At 67.1% G+C, this 25,837-nt stretch carries 23 protein-coding genes; 10 read left to right on the forward strand and 13 right to left on the reverse strand.

The features are described 5' to 3' along the window. The first annotated feature begins 1 nt into the window (after position 1). From SCA01S_RS11640 to SCA01S_RS11645, 3 genes are all read left to right on the forward strand, one after another. Complete coding sequence (locus SCA01S_RS11640) at positions 2 to 997, forward strand: sensor histidine kinase (protein WP_062785717.1); 996 nt, start codon at positions 2 to 4, stop codon at positions 995 to 997. A 103-nt stretch (positions 998 to 1,100) separates the two neighbouring features. Beyond that, on the forward strand, positions 1,101 to 1,310 hold the full coding sequence (locus SCA01S_RS22250; protein ID WP_156306315.1) for a hypothetical protein: 210 nt from the start codon (positions 1,101 to 1,103) through the stop codon (positions 1,308 to 1,310). Positions 1,311 to 1,349: 39 nt separating this feature from the next. Then, positions 1,350 to 1,934 (forward strand): DUF4142 domain-containing protein, encoded by a 585-nt coding sequence (locus SCA01S_RS11645; protein WP_084390954.1) that lies wholly within the window; start codon positions 1,350 to 1,352, stop codon positions 1,932 to 1,934. Positions 1,935 to 1,975: 41 nt separating this feature from the next. On the opposite strand, the gene SCA01S_RS11650 is transcribed toward SCA01S_RS11645, so the two are convergent. Both SCA01S_RS11650 and SCA01S_RS11655 read right to left on the reverse strand, forming a co-directional pair. Continuing rightward, positions 1,976 to 2,491: a CinA family protein gene (locus SCA01S_RS11650; protein WP_062785721.1), complete on the reverse strand. Its 516-nt coding sequence runs from the start codon at positions 2,489 to 2,491 to the stop codon at positions 1,976 to 1,978. Between the two features lie 79 nt (positions 2,492 to 2,570). After that, complete coding sequence (locus SCA01S_RS11655) at positions 2,571 to 2,891, reverse strand: hypothetical protein (RefSeq protein ID WP_062785723.1); 321 nt, start codon at positions 2,889 to 2,891, stop codon at positions 2,571 to 2,573. Between the two features lie 158 nt (positions 2,892 to 3,049). Between SCA01S_RS11655 and SCA01S_RS11660 the strand changes: the two genes are divergently transcribed. From SCA01S_RS11660 to SCA01S_RS11680, 5 genes are all read left to right on the forward strand, one after another. Continuing rightward, positions 3,050 to 3,853 (forward strand): Crp/Fnr family transcriptional regulator, encoded by an 804-nt coding sequence (locus tag SCA01S_RS11660; protein ID WP_062785725.1) that lies wholly within the window; start codon positions 3,050 to 3,052, stop codon positions 3,851 to 3,853. A 106-nt stretch (positions 3,854 to 3,959) separates the two neighbouring features. Then, the gene (locus tag SCA01S_RS11665) at positions 3,960 to 5,237 is read left to right on the forward strand and encodes an efflux RND transporter periplasmic adaptor subunit (RefSeq protein ID WP_084390956.1); all 1,278 of its coding nucleotides are present in this window, start codon (positions 3,960 to 3,962) and stop codon (positions 5,235 to 5,237) included. After that, positions 5,234 to 8,398: an efflux RND transporter permease subunit gene (locus SCA01S_RS11670; protein ID WP_062785727.1), complete on the forward strand. Its 3,165-nt coding sequence runs from the start codon at positions 5,234 to 5,236 to the stop codon at positions 8,396 to 8,398. The genes SCA01S_RS11665 and SCA01S_RS11670 overlap by 4 nt, the downstream gene beginning before the upstream one ends. After that, positions 8,395 to 11,586, forward strand: a complete 3,192-nt coding sequence (locus tag SCA01S_RS11675) for an efflux RND transporter permease subunit (protein WP_062785729.1) — start codon at positions 8,395 to 8,397, stop codon at positions 11,584 to 11,586. The genes SCA01S_RS11670 and SCA01S_RS11675 overlap by 4 nt, the downstream gene beginning before the upstream one ends. Next, entirely contained in the window at positions 11,586 to 13,088 is a 1,503-nt protein-coding gene (locus SCA01S_RS11680) for an efflux transporter outer membrane subunit (protein ID WP_062785731.1), read from the forward strand. The genes SCA01S_RS11675 and SCA01S_RS11680 overlap by 1 nt, the downstream gene beginning before the upstream one ends. Here the strand turns inward: SCA01S_RS11680 and SCA01S_RS11685 are convergent. Then, positions 13,028 to 14,698: a tannase/feruloyl esterase family alpha/beta hydrolase gene (locus tag SCA01S_RS11685; RefSeq protein WP_218016400.1), complete on the reverse strand. Its 1,671-nt coding sequence runs from the start codon at positions 14,696 to 14,698 to the stop codon at positions 13,028 to 13,030. The genes SCA01S_RS11680 and SCA01S_RS11685 overlap by 61 nt on opposite strands. A gap of 254 nt (positions 14,699 to 14,952) precedes the next feature. Here SCA01S_RS11685 and SCA01S_RS11690 point away from each other — a divergent pair, with 254 nt between their 5' ends. Beyond that, complete coding sequence (locus SCA01S_RS11690) at positions 14,953 to 15,243, forward strand: hypothetical protein (RefSeq protein WP_054130362.1); 291 nt, start codon at positions 14,953 to 14,955, stop codon at positions 15,241 to 15,243. Here SCA01S_RS11690 and maiA read toward each other — a convergent pair. The 8 genes from maiA to betC all read right to left on the reverse strand — a co-directional run bounded on the left by maiA (position 15,234) and on the right by betC (position 23,090). Then, positions 15,234 to 15,881 (reverse strand): maleylacetoacetate isomerase, encoded by a 648-nt coding sequence (gene maiA / locus SCA01S_RS11695; RefSeq protein WP_062785979.1) that lies wholly within the window; start codon positions 15,879 to 15,881, stop codon positions 15,234 to 15,236. The two genes, SCA01S_RS11690 and maiA, sit on opposite strands and share 10 nt — an antisense overlap. After that, positions 15,878 to 17,179 (reverse strand): fumarylacetoacetase, encoded by a 1,302-nt coding sequence (gene fahA / locus SCA01S_RS11700; protein ID WP_062785733.1) that lies wholly within the window; start codon positions 17,177 to 17,179, stop codon positions 15,878 to 15,880. The genes maiA and fahA overlap by 4 nt, the downstream gene beginning before the upstream one ends. Then, a complete protein-coding gene (locus tag SCA01S_RS11705; protein WP_062785735.1) occupies positions 17,176 to 17,775 on the reverse strand; it encodes a VOC family protein in 600 nt (199 codons plus the stop codon). Before SCA01S_RS11705 ends, fahA begins: the two co-directional genes overlap by 4 nt. Beyond that, entirely contained in the window at positions 17,775 to 18,881 is a 1,107-nt protein-coding gene (gene hppD, locus SCA01S_RS11710) for a 4-hydroxyphenylpyruvate dioxygenase (protein WP_054130364.1), read from the reverse strand. Before hppD ends, SCA01S_RS11705 begins: the two co-directional genes overlap by 1 nt. A 153-nt stretch (positions 18,882 to 19,034) precedes the next feature. Beyond that, positions 19,035 to 19,502, reverse strand: coding sequence for an Lrp/AsnC family transcriptional regulator (locus SCA01S_RS11715; protein ID WP_054130365.1), 468 nt, complete (start codon positions 19,500 to 19,502; stop codon positions 19,035 to 19,037). Between the two features lie 44 nt (positions 19,503 to 19,546). Further along, positions 19,547 to 20,281, reverse strand: coding sequence for a histidine utilization transcriptional repressor HutC (gene hutC / locus SCA01S_RS11720; RefSeq protein WP_062785737.1), 735 nt, complete (start codon positions 20,279 to 20,281; stop codon positions 19,547 to 19,549). Positions 20,282 to 20,332: 51 nt separating this feature from the next. Continuing rightward, on the reverse strand, positions 20,333 to 21,514 hold the full coding sequence (locus SCA01S_RS11725) for an MFS transporter (protein ID WP_062785739.1): 1,182 nt from the start codon (positions 21,512 to 21,514) through the stop codon (positions 20,333 to 20,335). A 58-nt stretch (positions 21,515 to 21,572) separates the two neighbouring features. Next, positions 21,573 to 23,090 carry a choline-sulfatase gene (betC, locus tag SCA01S_RS11730; RefSeq protein WP_062785741.1) on the reverse strand — a complete coding sequence of 506 codons (1,518 nt, stop codon included), beginning with the start codon at positions 23,088 to 23,090 and terminating at the stop codon, positions 21,573 to 21,575. Between the two features lie 90 nt (positions 23,091 to 23,180). Between betC and SCA01S_RS11735 the strand changes: the two genes are divergently transcribed. Next, positions 23,181 to 24,095, forward strand: coding sequence for a choline sulfate utilization transcriptional regulator (locus tag SCA01S_RS11735; protein WP_062785743.1), 915 nt, complete (start codon positions 23,181 to 23,183; stop codon positions 24,093 to 24,095). A gap of 149 nt (positions 24,096 to 24,244) precedes the next feature. Here the strand turns inward: SCA01S_RS11735 and SCA01S_RS11740 are convergent, their stop codons facing one another. Beyond that, complete coding sequence (locus tag SCA01S_RS11740; protein ID WP_245652529.1) at positions 24,245 to 25,351, reverse strand: HPP family protein; 1,107 nt, start codon at positions 25,349 to 25,351, stop codon at positions 24,245 to 24,247. A 29-nt stretch (positions 25,352 to 25,380) separates the two neighbouring features. Further along, positions 25,381 to 25,830, reverse strand: a complete 450-nt coding sequence (locus tag SCA01S_RS11745; protein WP_245652530.1) for a MarR family winged helix-turn-helix transcriptional regulator — start codon at positions 25,828 to 25,830, stop codon at positions 25,381 to 25,383. Between the last annotated feature and the right edge of the window lie 7 nt (positions 25,831 to 25,837).

Below are 25,837 nucleotides of genomic sequence, written 5' to 3' on the forward strand. Positions count from 1 at the left end.
GGTGACGCGGATCGAAGCGGTTCGCCGCACCATTTTGCTCGATCTCACCCCATGGCAAAGGCTGTCAGGCATTGCCGTGGCGATCGCCGTGCCTGCTACCTTGCGCTGGGCATTGGGGCAGGCAGGCGAGGCAGTGCCGTTTGCGCCGTTCTTTCCGTTCGTGCTGCTGGCGGCGGTGTTCATGGGCTGGCGCGCCGCGCTGGTCGTGGCGATCACCACCACGCTGATGGTGGAATGGGTGTTCCGTGGCGGCAGCCCATCCCTGCTCGATCCCCACCGCCTGACGCTGGCGCTGCTGATCGCGCTGGCCAACTTGGCGCTGATTGCCGTGGGCGACACGCTCCGCCGCACGGTGCGCCAGCTCGATGCCCTGGCGCGCGAACAGGATATCATCGCGCGCGAGATGTATGATCGCGTGCAGAACGCGCTTGGCGTGGTCCAGGCGCTGATCCGCGTATCGCACGCCGGCGATGATACCGAACGGTTCCGCCAGGATCTTTTGGCCCGGGTGCAGGCGCTGGCCAATGCCAATCGCCTGCTCGACAGCCCACCAGGGAACACCAAAGGCGCGCCGCGTCGCAGCGTGACCGAGGCGCAGCAACCTGCCGATGGCGCGGGCCTGAACCTGGCACAACTGGTGCGCACCGCAATCGCCCCGTTTCACAAGGACGATGCGTTCCACATCGCAGGCCCGCCCTTCCTGATCGCGCGCGAGCCCGCTTATCATCTGCTGCTGGTGCTGCATGAATTGTGCACCAATGCGCTCAAGCACGGCGCGCTGTCTGATCCGCGTGGGCGAGTGACCATCGGCTGGAGCGCCGATGGCGTGCTGCTGTGGCGCGAGAATGGCGGGCCGCCGGTGCTGCCGCCCAGTCGCCAGGGGCTGGGCACGCGGATGTTCGCGCGCCAGCAGCACTGGACACTGGAACGCGATTTCGCGCCCAGCGGCCTGACGTGCCGCATCGCGCTGCGCGCCCCCGCCACAGTGCGGCGCTGATCGGAGACGCCGGCGGCGGCGCGATTGCACTTACCCATGTTGGGGGCAAGCAACATACCATTCCGGTCGGCGCTTGTTGGTACATCCTCCCTGGAGTTCCAAGATGACCCAGCCCCAGCCCGCCTGCGCGGTTGCCATGCCCGCCCTGCCCCGCCCGACGACGCCCCGCCCGACTAAGCACCGCCCGACCACGCCCGTGCCGCTGCATCCCTGGCATGAACGGCTGCCCGACCCGGATCTGCGGCCGCGCCTTTTGCCCGGCAGCGTCCGCCCGCAAGCCATTCGCGTGCCGCCCTCGCCCAGCCGGCATTGACGGCCGGATCAGCGAGACTGCCCAAAAGGAGAGAGTATCATGCCCAGATTTCCATTCGCGCCGGTGGCTGCCTGTGCCATGCTGCTGCCCTCGCTTGCTACGGCGCAGGGCCTGGCCCCAACCCAGCCGACGGCACCCCCATCGCCTGCCGACACCATGGCGCCGCTTGACGCGCCGGCCTACCTGGCCAAGGCCGCTGCGGGCGACCGGTTCGAGATCGAATCCTCCCGCCTGATCCTGGCCAAGTCCCCCAGTGCCAAGGTGGCAAGCTTTGCCCGGATGATGATTGCCGACCATACGCATTCCACCGCGCGGCTCGCCCAGGCGGCGCGCCAGGATGGCTTGGCCATGCCGGCACCGGCGCTCGATTCCACGCAGGCGGCCGCGCTCGACGGGTTGCGCCAGGCGCAGGGGGAGACAGCGCAGAACGTTTACCTGGCTGCGCAGCGCGATGCCCACACGGCGGCACTGGCGCTGCATCGCGCCTATGCCGACAAGGGCAACAAACCGGCCTTGCGGGCGGCCGCCAACGCCATCGCGCCAGTGGTAGCCCGCCATGCCGACATGCTGGCCCAGATCGGCGGGCAGGAAGCCCAGGCGCCAGACACCTCACGCGGGCGCTGAGCGCGAACGATCAGCGTCGGTTGAACGCGGCCTGGGGAAGCCTATCCCCGGGCCGCGTTCAATGCATCGGCCATTATCGCAAGGGCTGCGCCGGCCAGGTGCAGCCGCACCGCATCGCGCGGGCGGGCGCCATAATGGCACTCGCGCAGCAGCAGCCCGCCATCGCGCCGCAGCACCGCGATATGGGCCAGACCCGGCTCGTCACGCGGGCCGCCGGTGCCGGCATTGCCAGTAATTGCAGCGACGAGCCCCGCCCGGCTATGGGCCAGTGCCCCGCGTGCCATTGCCTCGGCAATCGCGCGGCTCACGGGATCGTGACGGCGCAGCTCCACCGGATCGATCCCCAGCATCTCGCTCTTGGCCTGGGCCGAATACGTGACAAAGCCACGATCGAACCAGCGGCCATAGCCTTCGATATCGGTCAGCAGCGAAGCCAGCAGCCCACCGGTGCAGCTTTCGGCGGTCGCAATTGCCGCATCGTGCTCGGCCGCAAGCGCGAGCACGCGCTGTGCCGCCACCAGCAGTGGCGCGGCATCGCCAAGGCAGCCGTGCTGCACATCACGCCCCGGTGACGAAGCATGGCTTGGCGAAGCATGATTGGGCGAAGCAGGGCTTGGCACTAGGCGCGCCCTCATTCTACCGGCGCAGCGTCGGGCCGGCGTTCTGGCCGGCCTCGGCCCCTGGATTGCGTTCCACCTTGCTTTCCGGCCCGTCGATTCCCTCCTTGCCATGGCTGCCCGGTGGCAGCGGGATGGGATCGGGCACCGGTTCATCGATCGGCACCTCGGTCGGCGGCGGCGCGCCTACCCCGCCGGTGCCGCCGGTAAGCTGGCCGGGGTTGTCGCGTTCTTCCTCATGCGAGGATTGTTGGCCGGAACGCTGATCGGAATGGGCAATGGGCGCGCCGCGCACCGTGCGCGGGGGGATGGCGGGCTGGGGTGCAGAACGATCGGCCATGGGTAGATATCCTTTTGCGGGCAGGCCATTAAAACCCCGCAGCACGCCCATAGGGCACGCATCACAACCTGTGATGAGATGGGGAACCACTGGGGCGATGGGGTGTTGCGATAGGCATCGGGGAAGGTGTTCCCCGGCCGATTGCAGAACAGGCCAGCATGAATCCCCTTCAGGCCAAATTTGCGCGCTACGTCGAACTGGACCTTCAGGCCCGGACGCAGATCGACGGCCTGTTGCGCAGCGAAGGGCGGCTGGTTCCGGCTGGAGCCGACCTGATCCGCGAAGGCGAGCCGATCCATTTCGTCAAGCTGGTCATCGATGGCTGGGGCTGTCGCTACAAACTGCTGGAGGATGGCCGGCGCCAGGTCGTGGCGTTCCTGCTGCCGGGAGACTTGTGCAATCCCGATGCCTTGGCGGCCGAGGCAATGGACCATTCGATCGGCGCGCTTAATGACATGCATTGCGCGCTGATTGCGCCCGAAGTGTTCGATCGTGCCTGCCTGCGCTCGCACTGCCTGCGCCAGGCCATGGCGTTTGATGCCTGCGCCATGCTGGGCATGCAGCGCGAATGGACACTCAACCTTGCCGCGCGCCCGGCCTTGGCACGGATCGGCGCCTTGCTGTGCGAGTTGCACTATCGGCTGGCAGCCCTGGGCCTGGCAGCAGACGGGCGCTTTGCCACCCCGCTCACCCAGGTGACCCTCGCCGAAGCAACCGGTATGACATCGGTTCACGTCAACCGCGTGGTGCAGGATCTGCGCGGGCGCGGCCTGCTGCATTGGCACGGGCGCCATATCACCCTGCCCGATCCGGATCGGCTGGCGCAGCTCTCCGGCTTTTCCCCGCGTTATTTGCACATGAATCGCTTTGTGCCGGGAACTTTTGCGGGCGATCCCGACTTGGCTGCGAAATCGCCGCGCGTTCCGCCCAGAACCGAAAGTAAGATCGCCGGGGCAATCTGATACAACTTGGGAAACAAGACAGCTTGCACCGCGCGGGGCCATGGCGGAAGAACGCGAGAACTCGATCCGGGACTATCGAGTCGCAGGGCATGCAAGGGTTTGCTAGATGAACGCTGACGAAGCGAGTACACCTGTTTCTCCGGATCACGTAACGTCCGAACATCCCCCCCGCAGCAGCCGCAAGCGCACGCTTCTGATCGCCCTGGCGACCATTGCCGTGTTCGTGGTGGTTGCCCTGGGTGCTCGATGGGTGGCCAAGAGCGGCGGAGACAAGCGCGGCGGGCGTCCGCCGGCGGCGGTGAACATCGCGCCGGCGACCAAGGCAGACATGCCGGTGACGGTGGCCGCGCTGGGCACGGTGCAGCCGCTGGTTACCGCCACGGTACGCACGCAGCTGTCAGGCGTGCTGTTCAAGATCATGTTCCAGGAAGGGCAGATGGTCCGCCAGGGCCAGGTGCTCGCCCAGATTGATCCCCGCCCCTATCGCCTGGCGCTGGAACAGGCCCGCGCCAATCTGGCGCGTGACGAGGCACAGCTGACCTCGGCACGGCTCGATCTCAATCGCTATCAAACCCTGCTCAAGCAAGATTCGATCGCCAGCCAGCAGGTCGATACCCAGCGCGCCACGGTGGGGCAGCTGGCCGGCACCGTGGCAGCCGATCGCGCCGCCATCGGCACGGCCGCGCTCAACCTGGACTATACCGCGATCAAGGCGCCGATTTCGGGCCGCGTCGGCATTCGCCAGGTCGATATCGGCAACTACCTGACGCCGTCGGACACCAACGGTGTGGTGATCATCACCCAGGTCGATCCGATCGACGTGAGCTTTGCCCTGCCCCAGGCGCAGCTTTCCGCCATCGGGCAGACCGCCGGCGCAGGCAGCGGCCTGCCGGTTGACGCCAACGACCAGAACAACGGCAATCGCTTGGCCACCGGCCGCTTCCTGACGTTTGACAACCAGGTCGATGCCACCACCGGCACGGTCAAGGCCAAGGCCCGCTTTGCCAATGCCGGCAATGTTTTATTCCCCGGCGCGTTCGTCAACGTGTCGATGCTGGTACAGACGCTGCATGACGTGGTGACCGTGCCGGTCAGCGCGGTGCGCCACGGCAGCCAGGGCGATTTCGTCTTCGTGGTAAAGCCCGACAACACGGTGAAGCTGACCGTGGTCAAGACCGGCCCCTCTTCGGGTGACAAGCTGGCGATCCTTTCGGGCCTGACGGCCGGCACCCAGGTGGTGATCGAGGGCGCCGATGGCCTGGAAGACGGCGCCAGCATCAACAAGGGCGGCAAGCGGGGCGGTGGCCAAGGTAATGGCGGCGCAGGCGGCCAAGGTGGCAATGGCCATCACCGCCGCGGCGCCAATGCCGGAAACGCGGGATGAGCACGTCCGATCTGCCTGAGCAGGCCCCTGCCCAACCCGGCGGGCCATCCCGGCTGTTCATCCTGCGCCCGGTGGCGACCACGCTGTTGATGGTGGCGATCCTGCTGGCGGGCCTGGTGGCCTATCGCATGCTGCCGCTCTCGGCCCTGCCCGAGGTGGACTATCCGACGATCCAGGTCACCACGCTCTATCCCGGGGCCAGCCCCGATGTGATGGCCTTGACCGTCACCTCGCCGCTGGAGCGCCAGTTCGGGCAGATGCCGGGGTTGACGCGGATGACCTCTGCCTCTTCGGCCGGGGCATCGGTGATCACCATGCAGTTCCGCCTCGATCTGTCGCTCGATATCGCCGAGCAGGAAGTACAGGCGGCCATCAACGCCGCCAATACGCTGCTGCCCACCGATCTTCCCGCGCCGCCGATCTATGCCAAGGTCAACCCGGCCGATGCCCCGATCCTGACGCTGGGCATCACCTCGAAAAGCCGGCCGCTGGGCGAAGTGCAAGGCATTGTCGAACGCCAGTTCAGCAACAAGATCGCCCAGGTTTCGGGCGTGGGCCTGGTGTCCATGTCCGGCGGGCAGCGCCCGGCGGTGCGCATCCAGGCCAATGTGCCCGCGCTCGCCGCGCGCGGCCTGTCGCTGGAATCGATCCGCAGCGCGATTGCCAATGCCAATGCCAACGCCGCCAAGGGCAGCTTTGACGGCCCGACCAAGAGCTGGACAATCGACGCCAACGACCAGTTGGGCGATGCCGCCAGCTATCGCAACCTGGTCGTCGCCTTTGCCAATGGCGCGCCGGTGCGGCTGTCTGATGTGGCGCAAGTGGTCCAGGCCACGGAAAACACGCGCATCGCCTCGTGGATGAATGGCCAGCCGGCGGTCGTGCTCGATGTGCAGCGCCAGCCCGGCGCCAACGTGATCGGCACTGTCGACGCGATCAAGGCATCCCTGCCCGAGCTTGAGGCCCAGTTGCCGGCCGACGTGCACGTGACCGTGCTGACCGACCGCACCGCTGGCATCCGCGCCTCGGTGTCCGATGTCCGCACGGAACTTGTCCTGGCCGTGGTGCTCGTCACGCTGGTGATCTTCCTGTTTCTGGGTTCGCTGCGCGCCACGGTGGTGGCCAGCATTGCCGTGCCGCTCTCGCTGGTCGGTTCGTTTGCGGCGATGTATTTCCTCGATTTCTCGATCAACAACCTCACGCTGATGTCGCTGACCATCGCCTCGGGGTTCGTGGTCGACGACGCCATCGTCGTGCTGGAAAACATCGCGCGCCATATCGAAGACGGGATGCGCCCATTCGAGGCTGCGCTTAAAGGCGCCAGCGAGATCGGCTTTACGATTATCTCGCTGACCGTCTCGCTGATCGCCGTGTTGATCCCGCTGCTGTTCATGGGCGACGTGGTTGGCCGCCTGTTCCGCGAATTTGCCGTGACCTTGGCGGTGACGATCCTGATCTCGGCACTCGTGGCGCTCACGCTCGTGCCAATGCTGTCGGCGCGCTGGCTCAAGCCCGAGCATGAAGAGCGCCAGTATCGCGTGACGCAGGCCACCCGCAACTGGTTCGACCGCCTCGCCGCCCGCTACATGACCGCGCTCGATTGGGTCATGGCGCGCAGCGGGCTGACCATGGCGGTGTTTGCCGGCACGCTTGCGGTGACGGCGCTGCTGTTCTGGATCATCCCCAAGGACCTCTTTCCCGAACAGGACACCGGCCAGATCGCGGTGACGACCGTGGCGGGGCAGGACATCGGCTATACCCGCATGACCCAGCTGCAAAGCCAGGTGGCGCAGGCGCTGCTGGCCGATCCGGCGGTCGACAGCCTCAGTTCCTCGGTCGGGGTCGATGGGCAGAACCCCACGCTTTCGCAGGGGCGCATGGTCGTCAACCTCAAGAGCGAGGGCGATCGCGGCAATCTTGCCCATGTGATCGACAGCCTGACCCAGGCGACCAGTGGGATCGTGGGGATCAAGACCTACTTCCGCCCGGTGCAGGATCTCACCATCGACACCTCCACCGGGGTCAATGCCTATCGCTTCTCGCTGCAAGGCGCGGACGAAGCAGTGGTCAACCAGTGGGGCGAAAAGCTGGCGGCGGCGCTCAAGGACGACGCGCATCTGCAAAACGTCACGTCCAACGTGATGGGCCGCGGCCAGGCAGTGACGGTGAATATCAACCGCGATATCGCCGGGCGTCTGGGCCTCTCGGTGCTGACGATCGACAACGCGCTCTACGATGCCTTTGGCCAGCGCATCGTTTCGACCATCTACACCCAGTCGAGCCAGAACCGCGTGATCCTGGAAGCGCAGCCTGGCTCGGTCACCAGCCCGCAGGCGCTGGGTGACCTGCGCATTCCGCTGCCGGGCGGCACCACCGTGCCGCTTTCGACCATCGCCACGATCACGACCGGGCCCACCGCGCTCGTCGTCTCGCGCGAGGCGCAGTTCCCCTCGGCCACGATCGGGTTCGATCTGGCGCCGGGCGTGTCGCTGGGCAAGGCGGTCTCGGTGATCGAACATGCCGAGCAGACCATTGGCATGCCCGCCGCGGTATCGACCAATTTTGCCGGCGCTGCCTCGGCCTTCAAATCGTCGCTCTCGAACGAGTTGTGGCTGATCCTGGCCGCGATCGTGGTGGTCTACATCGTGCTGGGCGTGCTCTATGAAAGCTTCGTCCACCCGATCACGATCCTTTCGACGCTGCCATCGGCCGGGATCGGTGCGCTGCTCGGCCTGTGGCTGACTGGGTCGGGGCTGGGCGTGATCGGCATCATCGGCATCGTGCTGCTGATCGGCATCGTCAAGAAGAACGCGATCATGATGATCGACTTCGCGCTCGAGGCGATGCGCGAGGAAGGCGCCGATCCGTCGCACGCCATCCGCCAGGCCGCGCTGCTGCGCTTCCGCCCGATCATGATGACCACGTTTGCCGCGCTGTTTGCCGCATTGCCGCTGATCTTTGGCGGCGGCATGGGGCATGAATTGCGCCAGCCGCTGGGCATCGCCATCGCCGGCGGCCTGATCTTCAGCCAGGTGCTGACGCTGTTCACCACGCCGGTGATTTTCCTGGGCCTTGAACGCTGGCGCGAGCGGCGCGAAACCGCGCGCGGGGCCGCAACGCCGTCCCAGGAACCCGGCACCCAGGAACCGGGCCGCGCATGAACGTTTCCGCGCCTTTCATCCGGCGCCCGGTCGGCACCCTCCTGCTCACCATCGGGTTGATGCTGGCGGGCGTGGCAGCGTTCTTCAACCTGCCGGTGGCGCCGCTGCCGGCGGTGGATTTCCCCACGATCATGGTGCAGGCCAACTTGCCCGGCGCCAGCCCTTCGACGATGGCGGCAAGCGTCGCCGCCCCGTTGGAGCGGCATCTGGGGACCATTGCCGGGGTCAGCGAAATGACCTCGCGATCGGGCGTGGGGTCAACCCAGATCACCCTGCAGTTTGATCTGTCGCGCAATATCGACGGCGCCGCGCGCGATGTGCAGGCCGCGATCAACGCCTCGCGCGCCGATCTGCCGGCCACGCTCAAAAGCAATCCCAGCTATCGCAAGGCCAACCCGGCCGAAGCGCCGGTGCTGATCCTCGCGCTCACTTCCGATACTCGCAGCCCGTCCGAAATCTATGATGCGGTGTCCAACGTGGTGCAGCAAAAGCTGCTCCAGGTGCAGGGCGTCGGCAATGTCGAGCTGGGCGGCGCGGCGTTGCCCTCGGTGCGGATCGAGGTAAACCCGCTGGCCCTGTCGCGCGCCGGCATCGCGCTCGAAGACGTGCGCACCGCGCTGCAATCGGAAAGCGCCAACCGTCCGCGCGGCGTGCTCGATACCGGCAACGGCAGTTTCCAGGTCTATTCCAACCAGGCCGGCCGCCACGCCGCCGATTACCGCGATACGATCATCGCCTGGCGCAATGGCGCGGCCGTGCGCCTGGCCGATATCGCCACCGTCACCGATGGGCCGGAAGACATTCGCACCATCGGCCTGTTCAACGGCAAGCGCGCCGTGCCGATCCTGATCAGCCGCCAGCCCGGCGCCAACATCGTCGAAACGGTTGACGCGCTCAAGGCGCAACTGCCGGCGCTGCAGGCCGCCCTGCCGCCCGATATCCACCTGTCGATCGGATCGGATCGCACCCGCACGATCCGCGCCTCGCTGCACGAGGTGGAAGTGACGCTGCTGATCGCCACGCTGTTGGTGGTGCTGGTGGTGGGCCTGTTCCTGCAATCGTGGCGCGCCACGCTGATCCCGGCCGCGGCGGTGATTGCCTCGCTGCTCGGCACGCTGGGCGTCATGTATCTGGCGGGCTTCTCGCTCGACAATCTCTCGCTCATGGCCTTGACCGTGGCGACAGGCTTCGTGGTCGACGATGCCATCGTGGTGGTGGAGAACATCAGCCGCCATGTGGAACACGGCATGTCGCCCTTGTCCGCCGCGCTCAAGGGCGCACGCGAGGTCGGCTTTACCGTGCTGTCCATCTCGGTCAGCCTGGTGGCGGTATTCGTGCCGCTGATTTTCATGGGTGGCCTGGTCGGCCGCCTGTTCCGCGAATTTGCGCTGACCATGTCGGTTGCCGTGGCGATCAGCCTGGTCGTATCTCTCACCACCACGCCGATGCTGGCCGCGCGCTTGCTCGATGGCCGCGAAAGCGACAGCCGGGTGATGCGCACGGCCAAGCGCTGGGTCGAATGGTCCGAAGCGCGCTATGCCCGCAACCTCGATTGGGCGCTGGCGCATCGCGGACTGGTCATGCTGGTCCTGGTGCTGACCGTGGCGCTCAATGTCTGGCTGATCGCGATCGCGCCCAAGGGCTTCTTCCCGCAGCAGGATACCGGCGGCCTGATGGGCGGCGTACGCGCCGACCAGTCGATCTCGTTCTCAGACCTGCAGGACAAGCTCACGCGCATTACCCGGATCGTCAAATCCGATCCCGCGGTCGATACCGTGGTCTCGTTTGCCGGCGGTTCGCGCGCGGGTGGTGGCTTCCTGTTCGCCACGCTCAAAGACCGCTCGCAACGCCCGCCGGTCAACGAGGTGATCGGGCGCCTGCGGCCCAAGCTGGCGCGCGTGCGCGGGGTCAGCCTGTTCCTCAACCCGGTGCAGGATCTCCAGGCCGGTGGGCGGCAGACCAACAGCACCTATCAATACGTGCTCAAGGCCGATCACGCCGCCGTGTTGCAGGCCGCCGGGCAAAAGCTGGTCGATGCGCTCAAGACGCATCCGGACCTCATCACCGACGTCGATATCGACCAGCAGGATGCCGGCGCCGACGCCTTTGTCGAGGTGGACCGCGATGCCGCCGCGCGGCTGGGCATCCCGATGCAGACGGTCGATGCCACGCTCTACGATGCCTTTGGCCAGCGCCAGGTTGCCAACATCTATTCCGGCCTCAACCAGTATCACGTGGTGATGGAGGCCGATCGCCAGTTCAACGGCTCGCCCGAGGCGCTCAACAACATCTATCTGCCGGTAGCCGGCGCGATCAGTTCGGCCAGTTCCGCGGCCAATCTCACCGGATCGGGCGGCGCGGCCGCCGGTGGCGCATTGGTTGCCAGCGGCAGCGCGGTCAGCACCACGGCCCGCACGATGACGCCGCTTTCGGCGATCGCGCGGTGGAGCACAGGATCGACCGATGCGCAGGTCAGCCACTCTGATGGCGAGCCATCGGCTACGATCTCGTTCAACCTGCCGCAGGGCGTGTCGCTGGGCCAGGCCTCGCAACTCATCGCGCAGGTTCAGGCGAGCCTGGCCCTGCCCGCCACCGTCCACGGCGAATTCGGTGGCACGGCCAAGGTCTTTGCCCAGTCCACCGCCAGCATGCCACTGCTGATCCTGGCGGCGCTGGTGGCGATCTACATCGTGCTCGGCATCCTCTATGAAAGCGCGATCCACCCGCTCACCGCGCTGTCCACCATCCCCTCGGCCGGGGTTGGCGCGATGATCGCCCTGATCGCCAGCGGCGGCCAGTTCGACATCATTGCCCTGATCGGCATCATCCTGCTGATCGGTATCGTGAAGAAGAACGCGATCATGATCATCGATTTCGCGCTGGAGGCAGAGCGGAACGAAGGTCTTTCCCCGGTAGAGGCCGTGCGCGAGGCCTGCCTCAAGCGCTTCCGCCCGATCCTGATGACCACGATGGCCGCCGCGCTGGGCGCGTTGCCGCTGGCCATCGGCTTTGGTGATGGCGCCGAACTGCGCCGCCCGCTCGGCATCGCCATTTTCGGCGGCCTGGTCGCAAGCCAGGTGCTGACCTTGATGACCACGCCGGTGGTCTATCTCGCGCTCGACCGCTTCCGCCGCCGCCGTCCACGCCGCGCGGCCCCGCCGGCCCCGATCCAAGGAGTACCCGCCTGATGCGCGCGCCCCTCTCCCGCTTTTCCGCGCTCGTCATTCCCGGCATGGCGCTGCCGCTGATCCTGGCCGGCTGCTCGATGGCGCCAGCCTATCGCCCGCCCGCCACGGTGGCGATCCCGCCACAGTTCAAGGAAGAGCCCGGCTGGGCCGTGGCCACGCCCTCGGATGCGGTGGCGCGCGGGGCGTGGTGGGATCTGTTCGGTGATCCTGTGCTCGATAGCCTGGAACAAAAAGTAGCGGTCACCAACCAGAACGTGGCCAGCTATCGCGCTGCCTACCAGGCAGCACGGGCGCTGGTGCAGGTGCAGCGTTCGGCGCTGTTCCCCTCGCTTACCGCGTCTGCCAGCGGCACCCGCTCGCAGGATTTCGCCGGCCAGAACGTGACCGGTGGCACTGGGGTTTCGACCACCACCACCGGAGCTACCGTCTCGCGCTATTCCCTCTCGATCGGTGCGAGTTGGGAGCCTGATCTGTGGGGCCGGCTGGGCAATACGGTGAACCAGGCCAAGGCCAGCGCCCAGGCAAGCGAAGGCGATCTGGCCAATGCCACGCTGTCTGCGCAAGGGGAACTCGCCACCAACTATGTCCAGTTGCGTGGCATCGATGCGCAGCGCGTGCTGCTCGATCGCACCGTGGCCGATTACACCCGCGCCCTGGCCATCACCACCAACAAGTACAAGGCCGGTACCGTTTCCCACGCCGACGTGTTCGAGGCGCAGACCACGCTGAGCAACGCGCAGGCCACCCGCGCCGATCTCGATCGCCAGCGCGCCGTGCTGGAACACGCGATTGCCGTGCTGGTGGGCGAAAACCCGTCGACCTTTGCCCTTCCGGCAGTCGACTGGCAGCCGGTCGTGCCGGAAATCCCGGCCCAGGTGCCCGCCGCCCTGCTGCAGCGCCGGCCCGATATCGCCGCTGCCGAACGCCGCGTGGCCGCCGCCAACGCCAATGTCGGCATCCAGAAGGCGGCCTATTTCCCGCAAGTCACGCTGTCGAGCAGCGTGGGCACCAACAGCAGCGTGATCGGCCAGTTGTTCCAGGCCGCCACCAGCCTGTGGTCGCTGGGCTTGAGCGGGGCAATGACGCTGCTCGATTTCGGGGCGCGGCATGGCGCCGTGGTCCAGGCCCGCGCGCAGTATGATCAGACTGTGGCAACCTATCGCCAGACGGTGCTGGCCGCGTTCCAGCAGGTGGAAGACAACCTGGCCGGAACACGCGTGCTGGCGCAAGTGGCGCAGCGCCGGGCAGAGGCGACCGTTTCGGCGAGCCAGGCCGAAACCATTGCCAACAACCAGTATCGCAACGGCATCGTCGATTACACCTCGGTCATCACCGCGCAAACCGCAGCGCTGTCGGCGCGGCAGACCGAAATCCAGTCGGTGATCGATCGCCAGACCGCCGCCATTGCCCTGGCCCAGGCCGTGGGCGGGCGGTGGAGCGATCAGCCCCCCGCGCCGGCCGCCGCCGCTGCTCCTGCCACCGGCGCTTCGGCGCAGGAATAGCTTTCGGCGCGATCGGGATCGCCGCCGTTATAGCGGGCATAGCCTGGCCAGGGGCACAGCGGCCGCGCGCCCTTGCCCTGGCTGCGCGTGGCGACCACCGCTGCGGGCGCCTCGCCGCGCTCCACCCAATCGACCACGGCGCCCAGCAGATCGAAGCGGTCAAACGCATCGCCGCCTTGGCAATGGGCCATGCCCGGCACCATGTAGAACCGGCTGGACTGCGCCCAGGCCGCGCCATTGGTCTTGCCCGCGCGCTTCCAGTAATCCAGCGTGTCGAGCGCCGAAAACCACGGATCGCTGACCCCATGATAGAACAGCACTTTGCCCTGGTGGCCCAGGAACGAGCCGAGATCGGTCCAGCCGTCGGTGTCGGTCAGCGCCTGCATCCAATCGGCGCGGATCGCGGCGGCACGGGCATCCAGGTCTACGGACAAATCGCGGTTGGGCGGGCCGAGGATATCGGTGCGACCATCGGCGATATAGCCCGATACCGGCCCTGACGTATCGACCACGCCGGTATCGTAGGGCACCGGCGCATAGAGCGCGCGGCCGGCCGCATCGCGCGGCCCGGCAAAGGCGCGGTCCAGCGCCTCCACCTGCGGCGCCCTAAGGCAGCCATCCTGCTTGCCGGCGTGGCACTGCAACGCGGCGGGGCGAAAATGGCACTGCGCCACGGCCATGATCATGCCATCAACCCGGCCATCCAGACCATCGCACTGGGCCAGCAGACCGGCGCGGATGGTCTGGCGGTCTGCCGCGGAAAAGGCCTTGTCAGGCAGCGGTAGCCCCTGGGCATCGCGCGGCGCGGCCTGGTTGAACATGACCTTGGCATAGGTGGTGCCCAGGTTGGAAAAGCCGGTGCGCATTGCCGGCGCGCCGATCACCAGCCCGTCGAACAGCGCGGGATAGCGCTCCATCGCCAGCATCGTCTCGCGCCCGCCGGTGGAGCAGCCCGCCATATAGCTGTGCGCCGGCGCCCGGCCATAGAACCGCGTGGCGATCGCCTTGCCCAATTGCGCAACCGCCGGAACCGCCGCCTGGGCAAAATCGAGCGTCGCGCGCTGGTCGGTACGGAACGAGGCGTCGAACACCGCGCCCTGGTGCCCGCTATCGTGGCTGGCAACGGCAAAGCCCCGCGCCAGGGCCGGAACCGCGCCTGCCGCAGCGCCGCCCACGGCCGGGCGGACCGAGCCATTGAGGCCGCCGCCGCCCTGCAACAGAAAGCGGCCGTTCCACGCCAGCGGCAGGTTCACTTCAAAGCGGATACCATAGGCGCGGCCATCGGCCCCTTTGCGCGGATCGATGACCCCGCTCACCTTGCAATAGGCAGGCAACGCCGGCTGCGCCTCTCCCTGCGCACCCTGCCCGGCCGGACTTTGCGGCACGACCTGCGCGGCCATGATCTGCACCGGGCGCCCGCCATCGGCCGGAGCAAAGCGCATGCCCGCCAGCAGCGGGCAACGCTGCGCCAGGCCCGATCCGGATCCCGGTGGAACCGATGTCGCCCCGCGCGCCTGCGCCAGGCTGGGCACGACGAGCAAGCCAATCAGCACTGCCCCTGGAATGGCTGCCTGCACCACGCGGCGGTGCTTGCTCTGCTTGACCATCATCGTCCTCTCCCGCCTGCGTCGTGATCATCACAATCGTTAGGGCATCGAACTTGTTCTTTTCACGGAAAGACCAGGTGTTCAAGCCCTTGCACAGCGCCGCTATTATTGTTGCAGCGCAGCGCAATATTACAATCCAAGCCGGGTTTGCGGGACGGCCAATTGCAATATCTGCCGAAATGTCTAAGGTTTGACACGGGACCACAACTTTTGCTGTGCATTTAGTTTCATTTGCACCGCAATAACAGGGGGCGGTCATGACCATCGACTGGACGCAGCGTGCCTGGCTTGAATGGTCTGCCACACACAGTGAGGCCGAGCCCAAGCCCTTCATTAAAGTGGAAAGTGTGCGGCCCGAACCGCTGGCCAAGATCGTCCGCCTGATGCTGCGCTGGAACATCGACACGCGCAAAAGCTTCCGCATCGTCACCGATAGCGGCCTGATCCTCAACGCCAGCGCGTTGGAACAGGTGGTGCAGGACGGGCGCTTTCCGTTTCCGCCGGCCGTGGCCGAGGCACCGGGCGCATCAGCCGCCGATCACGCCTGATCGGCGTCTGCCTGGACAGCGGGGTGGGCGACGGCAAAGGCGGGCAGCGCGGCACAGCGCGCATCGATCGCCACCAGGCGGGGAAAGGCATCGAGCGACACGCCAAAGCGGCGCGCGGCGTAAAGCTGCGGCACCAGGCAACATTCGACCAGACCCGGCGCATCGCCATAGGCAAAGCCGGCGCCCCAGCGCGTGACCATGGCCTCCAGCGCGGCGAAGCCATTGCCCATCCAGCGCGCCAGCCAGGCCTGCACCTGGTCTTCGCTGGCGCCGATATCACCCTTGAGAGCCTGCAACACGCGCAAGTTGCCCAGCGGGTGCACGTCGCAGGCAATGATCTGGGCCATCGCCCGAACCCGCGCGCGGCCCAGCGCATCCCCTGGTAGCAGCGCGGGCGCCGGGTGGGTTTCCTCCAGCCATTCGATGATCGCCAGCGACTGCGTCAGCGGCGGCACGCCGGCCTCGCCACAATCGAGCGCGGGCACCAGGCCCTGCGGATTGAGCTGCCGATAGCCATCGGCCCGCTGCGCACCGGTGCGCAAGTCGTGCGCGCAGGTGGCATGCTCCAGCCCCTTGAGCGCCAGCGCAAGGCGTACCCGCCAGGCCGCGCCGGAACGCCAATAGCCGTGAAGCGTCAGGCCCACGGCTGGCGCGCCGGCATGATCTGCCCCACGCAAGGGCCAAACCCGATCGTGGCAAAACCATCCCGCTCTGCCCGGGCATGGAGCGCCAATTCGTCGCCGTCTTCCAGGAAAGTGCGACTTTCCCCGCCCGGCAGGGGCAGCGGCGCCTTGCCGCCCTGGCTCAGTTCCATCAGGCTGCCCGCGCTTTCGGGCGTGGGGCCAGACAGCGTGCCCGTGCCGAGCAGATCGCCGGCATGAAGATCGCAACCGTTCGAGGCATGGTGCGCCACGATCTGCGCCGGGGTCCAATACATCGCCGCGTGGCTGTTGCCGTGGCTGAGCCGGTGCGGCGGCAGCCCGGCCGCGCGCATGGCGGCGGTGCGCAGCGTGGTTTCCAGGGTAATCGCCAGGGCGCCTTCGCCCTCCTCGCGCAGATAGGGCAATGGCTGCGGATCGCCTGCCGGCCGCGGCTGTGGCGCGGTGCGGAACGGGGCCAGTGCCTGGGCAGTGATCACCCAGGGCGAGACCGTGGTGGCAAAGTTCTTGGCCAAAAACGGCCCCAGCGGCTGGTATTCCCAGGCCTGGATATCGCGCGCCGACCAATCGTTGAGCAGGCAGAGGCCGCCGATCCGCTCCCACGCCGTGCCGATCGGCACCGGCGCGCCCAGATCATTGTCGCCGGCGATCCACAGGCCCAGTTCCAGCTCGTGGTCCAGGCGCCGGCACGGAGCATGGACGGGCGCATCGGCATCGGGCGCCTTAAGCTGGCCCCATGGCCGCACCACCGCCGTGCCCGAAACCCGCACCGAAGACGCCCGGCCGTGATAGCCGATCGGCACATGCTTGTAGTTGGGCAGCAAGGGATTGTCGGGGCGGAACAGCTTGCCGATAGCGGTCGCGTGATGGATGCCGACATAGAAATCGGTGTAATCGCCGATCGCGAACGGCAGATGCAGCACGACATCGGCCGCCGGATAGAGATGCGGCGTCACTTTCAGGCGGCAACGCTCGCTCGACAGCAGCGCGAACAGCGCATGGCGCAGCGCCACGCGGTCTGCCTCGGCCAGACGGAACAGGGCGTTGAGCGTGGGTTGCGCCAGCGCCGCAGCCAGCCCGGCCGGCAGCGCGCCATCGGCGGCAAGGCCGGCGAGATCGACCACATGATCACCGATCGCGGTGGCGATGCGCGGGCCCGTGTCGCCATTCTTGTGCGAGAACACGCCCAGCGGCAGGTTCTGTACCGGGAAATCGGGATGGCCGGCGGCGCCGTCTACCCAGCTTTGCGCGCGGGCATCGTGGGTGTGGTCGATCATGCCTCGCTGCCCTCGTCGGGCTGGGCATGCAGCCAGGCAGCGTGGCGCGGGGCGCGGCGGGTCTGCGCCCATTCCTCCAGCATGGCCGGCGCCACGGCGCGGGCCATCTCCACCTGTTCGGCCGTGCCGATATCGCAGGCCAGTTCCAGGCGATGGCCATTGGGGTCGAAGAAATAGATCGACTTGAACAGCCCGTGCCAGGTGGGGCCAAGCACGTCGATGCCCTGCGCCTCGATATGGGCCTTGGCGCGCAGCAGCGTGGCTTCGTCAGCCACCTTGAACGCCAGGTGCTGCACCCAGGCGGGCGTAGCCGGATCGCGGCCCATCTCGGGCTGGTTGGGCAGCTCGAAGAAGGCCAGAACATTCCCGGCGCCGGCATCGAGGAACACGTGCATGTAGGGATCGAATGCGCCGGTCGACGGCACATGATCCTCGGCAAAGGCCGTGGTATAGGCCATGCCCAGCACGCGGCCGTACCACTCCACTGTTTCCTTGGCATCGCGGCAGCGATAGGCAACGTGATGCACCCCGCCGAGCAGTGGGGGCTGCGTATTCAGCGCCGTGCTGTCAGGCGCAGCGGTTGAAATCGCGTCCATCAGGCATCCTCCCCCACCTTGAGCACACCGCGGCGCAGCTGGTCGCGCTCCATGCTTTCGAACAGGGCGGTGAAATTGCCCTCGCCAAAGCCCTCGTCCTTCTTGCGCTGGATGAATTCAAAGAACACCGGGCCAATCTGCGTTTCCGAAAAGATCTGCAGCAGCAGGCGCGGATCGCCCTGCACGGTGGAACCATCGAGCAGGATGCCACGCTTCTGCAACTCGTCCACCGGCTCACCATGACCGGGCAGGCGCTCTTCCAGCATCTCGTAATAGGTGGCGGGCGGCGGCGTCATGAAAGGCGTGCCGCTGGCCTTGAGCGTGTCCCAGCCTGCAATCAAGTCGTCGCAGGCAAAGGCGATGTGCTGGATGCCTTCGCCATTGTAGGCGCGCAGGAACTCTTCGATCTGGCCGCCACCCTTTTGCGATTCCTCATTGAGAGGGATGCGGATCTTGCCATCGGGCGCGGTCATCGCCCGGCTGGTGAGGCCGGTATATTCGCCCTTGATGTCGAAATAGCGAATCTCGCGAAAACCGAACACGCGCTCGTAGAAGCTGGCCCAGTGCGCCATGCGCCCGCCATAGACATTGTGCGTGAGGTGATCGATCGTGTGGAAACCCGCGCCCACCGGCTGGCGATCCACCCCCGGCAGATAGACGAAATCGATGTCATAGATCGACAGGTCACCGAACTGCCCGCCGTGATAGCGATCGACCAGGTAGATGATCGATCCGCCGATGCCGCGAATGGCGGGAATGCGCAGTTCCATCGGGCCGGTCTTCACGTCGACCGGCTCTGCCCCGCGTTCCAGCGCGGCGGCATAGGCCTTGGCCGCATCGCGCACACGCCAGCCCATGCCGCAGGCCGAGGGGCCATGCTCGGCCGCAAAATAGGCAGCCGGGCTGCGCTTTTCATAGTTGGCGATCAGGTTGATCCCGCCCTGCCGCCACAGTTCCACATCCTTGCTGCGGTGGTTAGCGATGTGGGTAAAGCCCATGGCGGTGAACACCGGGCCCAGGCTGCCGCGATCGGCGCTGGCAAATTCGATGAATTCGAACCCGTCGAGGCCCAGGGGGTTTTCAAACAGATCGGTCGATGCGGCCATGGCGCGTGTCTCTCCACCAGCAGGGGCGTGCCGGCGCGGCAGCCACCGTGTTTGGAGACATTCTAGCCCAAAGGCGATGCACGGTCCGCGCGAAGTTGGACGTAAAACCGCCTATGCCTGCGTGATCAGCGCATAACGGAGCCCTTGAACGCGTCAACCATGCGGCGCAGGCAATGGCAGCGCGGTGGTCCGCTTGATCCGGTCGAGCACGATGGACGAGCGCAAGTTAGCCACATCGCCATGGCCCAGGATCTCTTCGTTGAGCAGGGTCGTGAAGGCGGCCAAATCGTGCGCCACGATGCGCAGCAGATAGTCCGCGTCGCCGGTCAGGGCGCAGCAATCGACCACGGCGGGCAGGCCGGCAATTCGCTCGTGAAAGCCGCCCACCACCTCGCGCGCATAGGACGCCATGGTCACGGTGACATAGGCCTCGACCCCCAGGCCCAGCGCCGCTTCGTCGAGCAGGGCTACCTGCCCCCGGATTACCCCGGTTTCGCGGAGGCGGGCGATGCGGCGCGAACATTGCGAGGGCGAAAGGTGCACCGCCTCTGCCAGATCGGCATGGCTGGCCGAGGCATCGGCCTGAAGATGCGCAAGAATGCGGTGATCGATCCTATCCATGCGCCGATCGTGCAGCATCTGCAGGATCAGCGCAAGATCACGGCTTATCGGGTCGGGCCGAACCGCGCCACGAGTTCATAGGCGCCGGCCACGAATGTCTGACGCACGAACGTGACGCTATCGGCCCCGCGCCAGGTGTGCCGTGCCACCACCAGGCAGGCCGCGCCCGCAGCAACGCCCAGGGCGCGTGCCTGGTCGCGGCTGGCGGAATCCGCGCCGATGCGGTTTTCCGCTTCCGTCCAGGGAATGTGCCGCAGCAGCCAGCCGCCAGGGGGATCGGTGGTGAAATCCACCTCGGCCATGCCGGGCACCAGCGCCAGGTTGATCACGCGCTCTTCCAAGGCCAGCGGCGCGCCATCGGCAAGGTGCAGGCCCGACAGCCGCAGGATCGGGCCGACCGGGCCGAGTTCGGCCGCCGCCTCTGCATCGCTGGCGGTATCACCCAGGCTGCGCGACAGCAGGCGAAAGCCATAGGCCTGCCCGCGCCCCTGCACTTCCTGCGCCAGATCGGGAATATCCAGCACCATGGAAACCGTGCGCGGCCGCGCCACGAATGTGCCGGCACGCTTGCGCCGATCGAGCAACCCGCTTTCCGCCAGACGTGACAGCGCCTTGTTCACCGTCATCCGCGCGCAGCCATAGTGCGCCATCAGCTCGAGTTCCGACGGAATGCGTTCGCCCGGGCGCAAGTCACCGGCCAGGATGCGGCCCTCGATTTCCTGGCGGATGCGCTCGTGCATCGGCAGGGCGGGCGGCGAAGGATCGGCAGCGGCGGTCATTCCCCCAGCACAGAGAGCGCCCCAGGCACACTGTCAAGGGCCCAGACCATCTCAGGGGCAGTGCGGCCGGGCGCGTGCCAGCGGCATGGCCAGGCCCAGCGCCAGGGCGCAACCGGCAAACCCCACCAGCCCGACCCCGGCAAACGATCCGGTGGCATCGGCCATCAGGCCCGCCCCCAGCGCGCCGACCGATTGCGCCAGCAGCCAGGTGGCCGTCATCATCACCGCCAGCCGGCCATCGGGTTCCTGGTCATAGGCCAGGCCCAGCAGCATCGGATAGGCGATGAACCAGCTGGCATTGAACACCACCAGCGCCACGGCAAAGACCCAGGCAATGCCCGCCGTGGTCAACAGCGCGCACGACAACGCACAGGCAATCAGCCCACCGCCCAATAGCGCGCGGCGCGGCAGGCGGGTGATTACCACGGCCAGCGCTGCATTGCCCAAGGCGCTGGTGATCGTGGCCAGCGATTGAAACCAGCCAAACGTGGTGGCGGGCAGGCCAATGGCGTGGGCGGCGCGTTCCATGAACGGCCAGATCGACAGGCTGCCCCCAGCAAACAGGCCCATGGCCAGCAACAGGCGCCATCCCGCCGGGCTGATCGGCCGCTGCGCCCTCGCGCCGGCAAGCTTGGGCAGGGCCGTGGCCGGCAGCGCCAGCGTGCCCAGGCCGAGCAGCAAGGACAGACCAGCCAGCGCGCCAAACATCGCCATCAGGCCATGGCGCGCCGCCACTTGCGGCAAGACAATGTTGACCAAGGCAAACAGCACGGTCTGGCAGGCGATCCCCACCGAAATGGCCCGCGCCGGATGCGCGGTGCGCCCGGCGGCAAGGTTGACCGCCCCGTTCATCACGCCAAAGCCAAAGCCGGTGGCCAGCCGCCCGGCCAGCAGCAGCGGCAAGACCCCGCCCAGCCCGGAAAGCGCCTGGGCCGCCACCACCAGCACGGTGCTGCCCAGCGCCAGCCAGCGCGGCGCCAGCCGGCTGCCCCAGCGCGCCACGCCCAGCATCGCCGCGCCATAGGCCAGCGTTTCCAGCATCGCGAACAGGCCCATCGCCCCGGCGGTAAAGCCATAGGCATCGATCAACCCGCCCACCAGGAAGGTGGTGAAATTGTTGCCGATATGCGCCGCAGCCGTGCCCGCACCGATCGCCGCGAGCGAGAGCGCCGGGCGCGGGCCGCCAGATCCCGCCGCCACAGTGCCGGGGGCCGCATCGGCCGATCCTGCCATCGCTACCCCCATTGCCGCGTCCCCCCGTATGTGCGCGATGCGCTGGCCTGCCAGGCGATCAATCGAAGCGCACGCGCGGGAAGCGCGCAACCGCTTCCAGCAATTCCAGATCCATATGCGCGCGGATATACTCGCGCGAGGCATCGCGCGGCACCTGGTGGTCCCAATGGGTCAACGCGCCGGCCGCATTGGCCCGCGCCACCAGATGGCGGCGTTTCTGGCTGGCCAGCACCTGCGTTTCGATCAGCGGCAGGTTCCAGCGCTCGGCCACTTCCGCGCGCAAGGCCGTCACGCGATCGGCCTGGGCCGGCTCGGCGGCAAGGTTGCAGGTCTCGTCAGGATCGTCGGCCAGGTTGTAAAGCTGGTCAGGATCGGTCGGGCAGTGCACGAACTTCCAGTCGCCGCGCCGGATCATCACCATTGGCGCGATCGCTCCTTCGCCCAGGTATTCGCCCAGCGCCAGGTCGTGGCCGTCTTCGCCGCGCAGATGCGGCACCAGGCTGTGCCCGTCGATCGGGGCCGCGTCGGCGGGCGGCAATCCCGCCAGATCGAGCAGCGTGGGCAGGATATCGAGAGTCGACACCGCCGCCTCTACCCGCCTCGCGGCAAAGCGGGCCGGGGCATGGACCAGCAGCGGCACCCGCGCGGCGTTTTCGAAGAAGTTCATCTTGTACCACAGCCCACGCTCGCCCAGCATCTCGCCATGGTCGCCGCTCACCACCACCACGGTGTTTTCAGCCAGGCCGGTTTCATCCAGCGTGTCGAGAATCAGGCCGAACTGTTCGTCGACAAAGCTGATCGCGCCGAAATAGGCGCGCCGCGCGGCCCGCACCTGTTCCTCGGTCACCGGCATCAGGTCGGTGCCGCACACATGGCGCAGCCGCTGCGCATGGGGATCATCGACCACGTCGCCGCGCCCGATGCGCGGCATGGGGATTTCAACGCCGTCATAGAGGTCCCAATAGCGGCGCTGGATGGCAAAGGGATCGTGCGGATGGGTGAGCGAAGCGACCAGGAAAAACGGCCGCTTCGCCGGATCGCGCGCAATGTCGAACAGCTTGCGCCGCGCGGTGAAAACCACTTCCTCGTCGAAATCGATCTGGTTGGTGCGCACCGTCGGCCCGGCAGTGACGACCGAATCCATCGAGTGATACCAGGTGGGCCGATGATCGGGGCGCGACCAGTCGGGCGTCCAGCCGAAATCGGCGGGATAGATGTCGGTGGTCAGCCGCTCTTCAAACCCGTGCAACTGGTCGGGGCCAACGAAATGCATCTTGCCCGCCAGGATCGTGTGCCACCCACCAGCGCGCAGATAATGCGCCATGGTGGGCGTATCGGCGGCAAATTCAGCGGCATTGTCATAGGCACCGATGCGCGAGGGCAACTGGCTGGCCATCAGCGAAAAGCGCGAGGGCGCACACAGCGGGCTGGGGCAATAGGCATTGGCAAACACCACGCCACGTTCTGCCAGCGCCGCCAGCCGTGGCGCATGGACCGGCCATTGCCCCATGAACGGCAAGGCATCGGCCATCATCTGGTCGGCCATGAGGAACAGAAAATTCGGCGCCTCGGTCATCCCCATCAATCCCTTTTGGCAAATCGCAAGGCATAAGCTAGAACCAAGGCAGAGCAGCGGTGAAGCCGTTGTCTGCTTAAGGGGGCATAAGTGGAACTTGCGCCTGGAACCTATGCACGCCTGCCTCTGCGCGGCCTTTTGGTGTTCGAGGCCGCGGCCCGGCGCGGCACCTTTTCGGGCGCGGCACGCGAACTGGCGATGACCCAGGCCGCGATCAGCCAGCATATCGGCCATCTTGAGGCAGAACTGGGCGTGACGCTGTTTGCCCGCCACCATCGCGGCGTGGAACTGACGCAGGCGGGCGAACGGCTGCTGCCGCGCGTGGAAGAAGGGCTGCAATCGCTGGCCAGCGGCGTGGCCAGCGCGCGGCGGCACAAGGGCACCCGCACTGTCACGATCCTCACCGATTTCGGCTTTGCCGCATGGTGGCTGATGCCGCGCATCGGCGAGTTGAGCGACCTGATGCCCGAGGTGGAAATCCGCCTGATCACCTGGCAGGGCACCAGCGACGCGCTGGGCACCGAGTTCGACCTCGCCGTGCTGTTCGGCAATGGTCAATGGCCCGGTTGCCGCGCCCATCGCCTGTTTGCCGAAGAGGTCTTTCCGGTCTGCGCGCCCAGCTATCTCGGCACGCGCACGGCCCCGCTGCCCCCGGCAGAGCTGGCCGGCATGCGCCTGCTGCATCTGCGCGGCGCAGGGCCGACCCGCTGGTTTGATTGGGCAGACTGGTTTGCCGGCATGGGCGTGCCACCGCCCGCCACCAAGCAGGAACTGGCGTTCAACAACTATCAGATCGTGCTGCAGGCCGTGATGCTCGGCCAGGGCGTGGCGCTGGGCTGGACCCCGCTGATCGACGATCTGGTGCGCGCCGGCAACCTGGTGCGCCTGACCGAGCGGCCACTATCAAGCCCGCGTGGCTACCATCTGGTAGAGCCTCTATCCCGCCCCCTTCCCGCCGACGTGGCGCGAGTCAACGCGTGGCTACGCCAGGCCGCCGCGCGCTAGGGGTTCGCCTGACGGGATGCGCCGACAAAACAGCGGGCCCCCGGATCAAGTCCGGGGTGACGAGGAAATATAGATAATCTATGAACTTACCGTCACCCCGGACTTGATCCGGGGTCCCGCTTGAACCTTTGGATCATAGCTGCAACGCCTCATCCCGCATGCCGCGCGATTTCCTCGGCAATATGCCCGCGCCACAGGGCGGCAAGCAGGTCGGTTTGGGCAATCAGGCCGAGGAAGCGGCCTTGCCCGTCCACCACCACGGCTTCGCGGTGCAGGCCTCCCGACAGGATCGGCAGCAGTTCATCGATCGCACGGTCCGGGCTGGCCAGGCACGGGGCTGCGTCCATCACAGACGCAACCGTTGCATCCTGCCCAGCGCTGGCGGCGGCCACAGCCAGTTGGTCGGCGCGCAACAGGCCGGCAACATGGCCGTCGGCCCGCACCACCGGCAGGCTTTCGCCATGGGCAGCCAGCGTGCGCGCCGCCACATCCAACAGCGCGTCGGGGGCGATCGTGGTGGCGTCAGCCCGCATGATCTGTTCGCAGCGGATAACCCCGTGCAGGCGGCGATAGGCGCGCCCCTCCACCTGGCGAAACAGCGCGTCGAGGTCTTCGCTGCTGACGTCGAGCAGTTCATCGTATTGCGCCAGCACCGCTTCCACGTCCGCCATGGTGTAGCCGGCGGCCGGCGCAGTAGCAGGGTCTGCCACGGCGCGAACATGGTGGGGATAATTGCCCCTGGTGGCGAGATTATAAAGCCAGCCAGCCGCCACCAGCAGCAGGCAGTTGATGGCCACTGGCATCAGCGCGAAATGCCAGCCTGCCGCCGCGATCACCGGGCCACCGATCACCGCCGTCAGCGCCACGGCGCCGCCGGGCGGATGCAGGCAGCGCAGCAGGCTCATCATCACAATGGCGCTCGCCACCGCCAGGCCGGCTGCCAGCGTCGGATCGCCTAAAGATCGCGCCCAGAAGATGCCGCACAGCGCCGAAACCGTGTTGCCGCCGATGATCGCCCAGGGCTGCGCCAGCGGGCTGGCCGGCACGCCGAACAGCAGCACGGCCGAAGCGCCCATCGGCGCCACCAGCAGCGGCACCGATACCGCCTGCCCGGCGGCCCAGCGATGCATGACAAAGCCCGTGATGAAAATGCCGAACACGGCACCGATAAAGGCATGAACCAGCCGCCAGGCCGCCGGGCGCGGCTGCACCCCCGCCCAGCCAAAGGCACCATGCCAACGCGCGCTTGTGCTCACGCCCCGTAGTCTCCCCCGTGCATTGTCCCTTATCCCTCCTGCGCCGCGCCGCCGATGCGGTCAACGCGCGCCAACAGCGCCGTCAGCATGGGCCGCAAGCGCCTGATCTCTTCACGGTGCACCGCCGAAAGCGCCGCCAGCGCCGCATCGGCCTGCGGCGTCAACGCCAGCAGCGCCTGGCGGCGATCGTTTGGAGCCGGCCGCCGCTCTACCAGGCCCAGCGCGACCAGGCGATCGATCAGGCCCGTGACGCTGTGGGGCTTGAGGATCAGCCGCTCGGCCACATGGCCCACGGTTACCGTGCCGGCCTGCCCGGCGCGAATGGCCAGCAACGCCTGGTGCTGTTGCGGGGTGAGGCCGGCGGCCTGGGCGTGCGCCTCGCTAAAGGCGTGAAACTGGCGCAGCGCAAAGCGAAAATCGGCCAGCGCCGCATAGTCTTCGTCGCCCAAGGGCGCTGGCATAGGATCAGGCTCGGTCATTGGCGGC

The organism is Novosphingobium capsulatum NBRC 12533 (assembly GCF_001598375.1).
GTDB lineage: Bacteria > Pseudomonadota > Alphaproteobacteria > Sphingomonadales > Sphingomonadaceae > Novosphingobium > Novosphingobium capsulatum.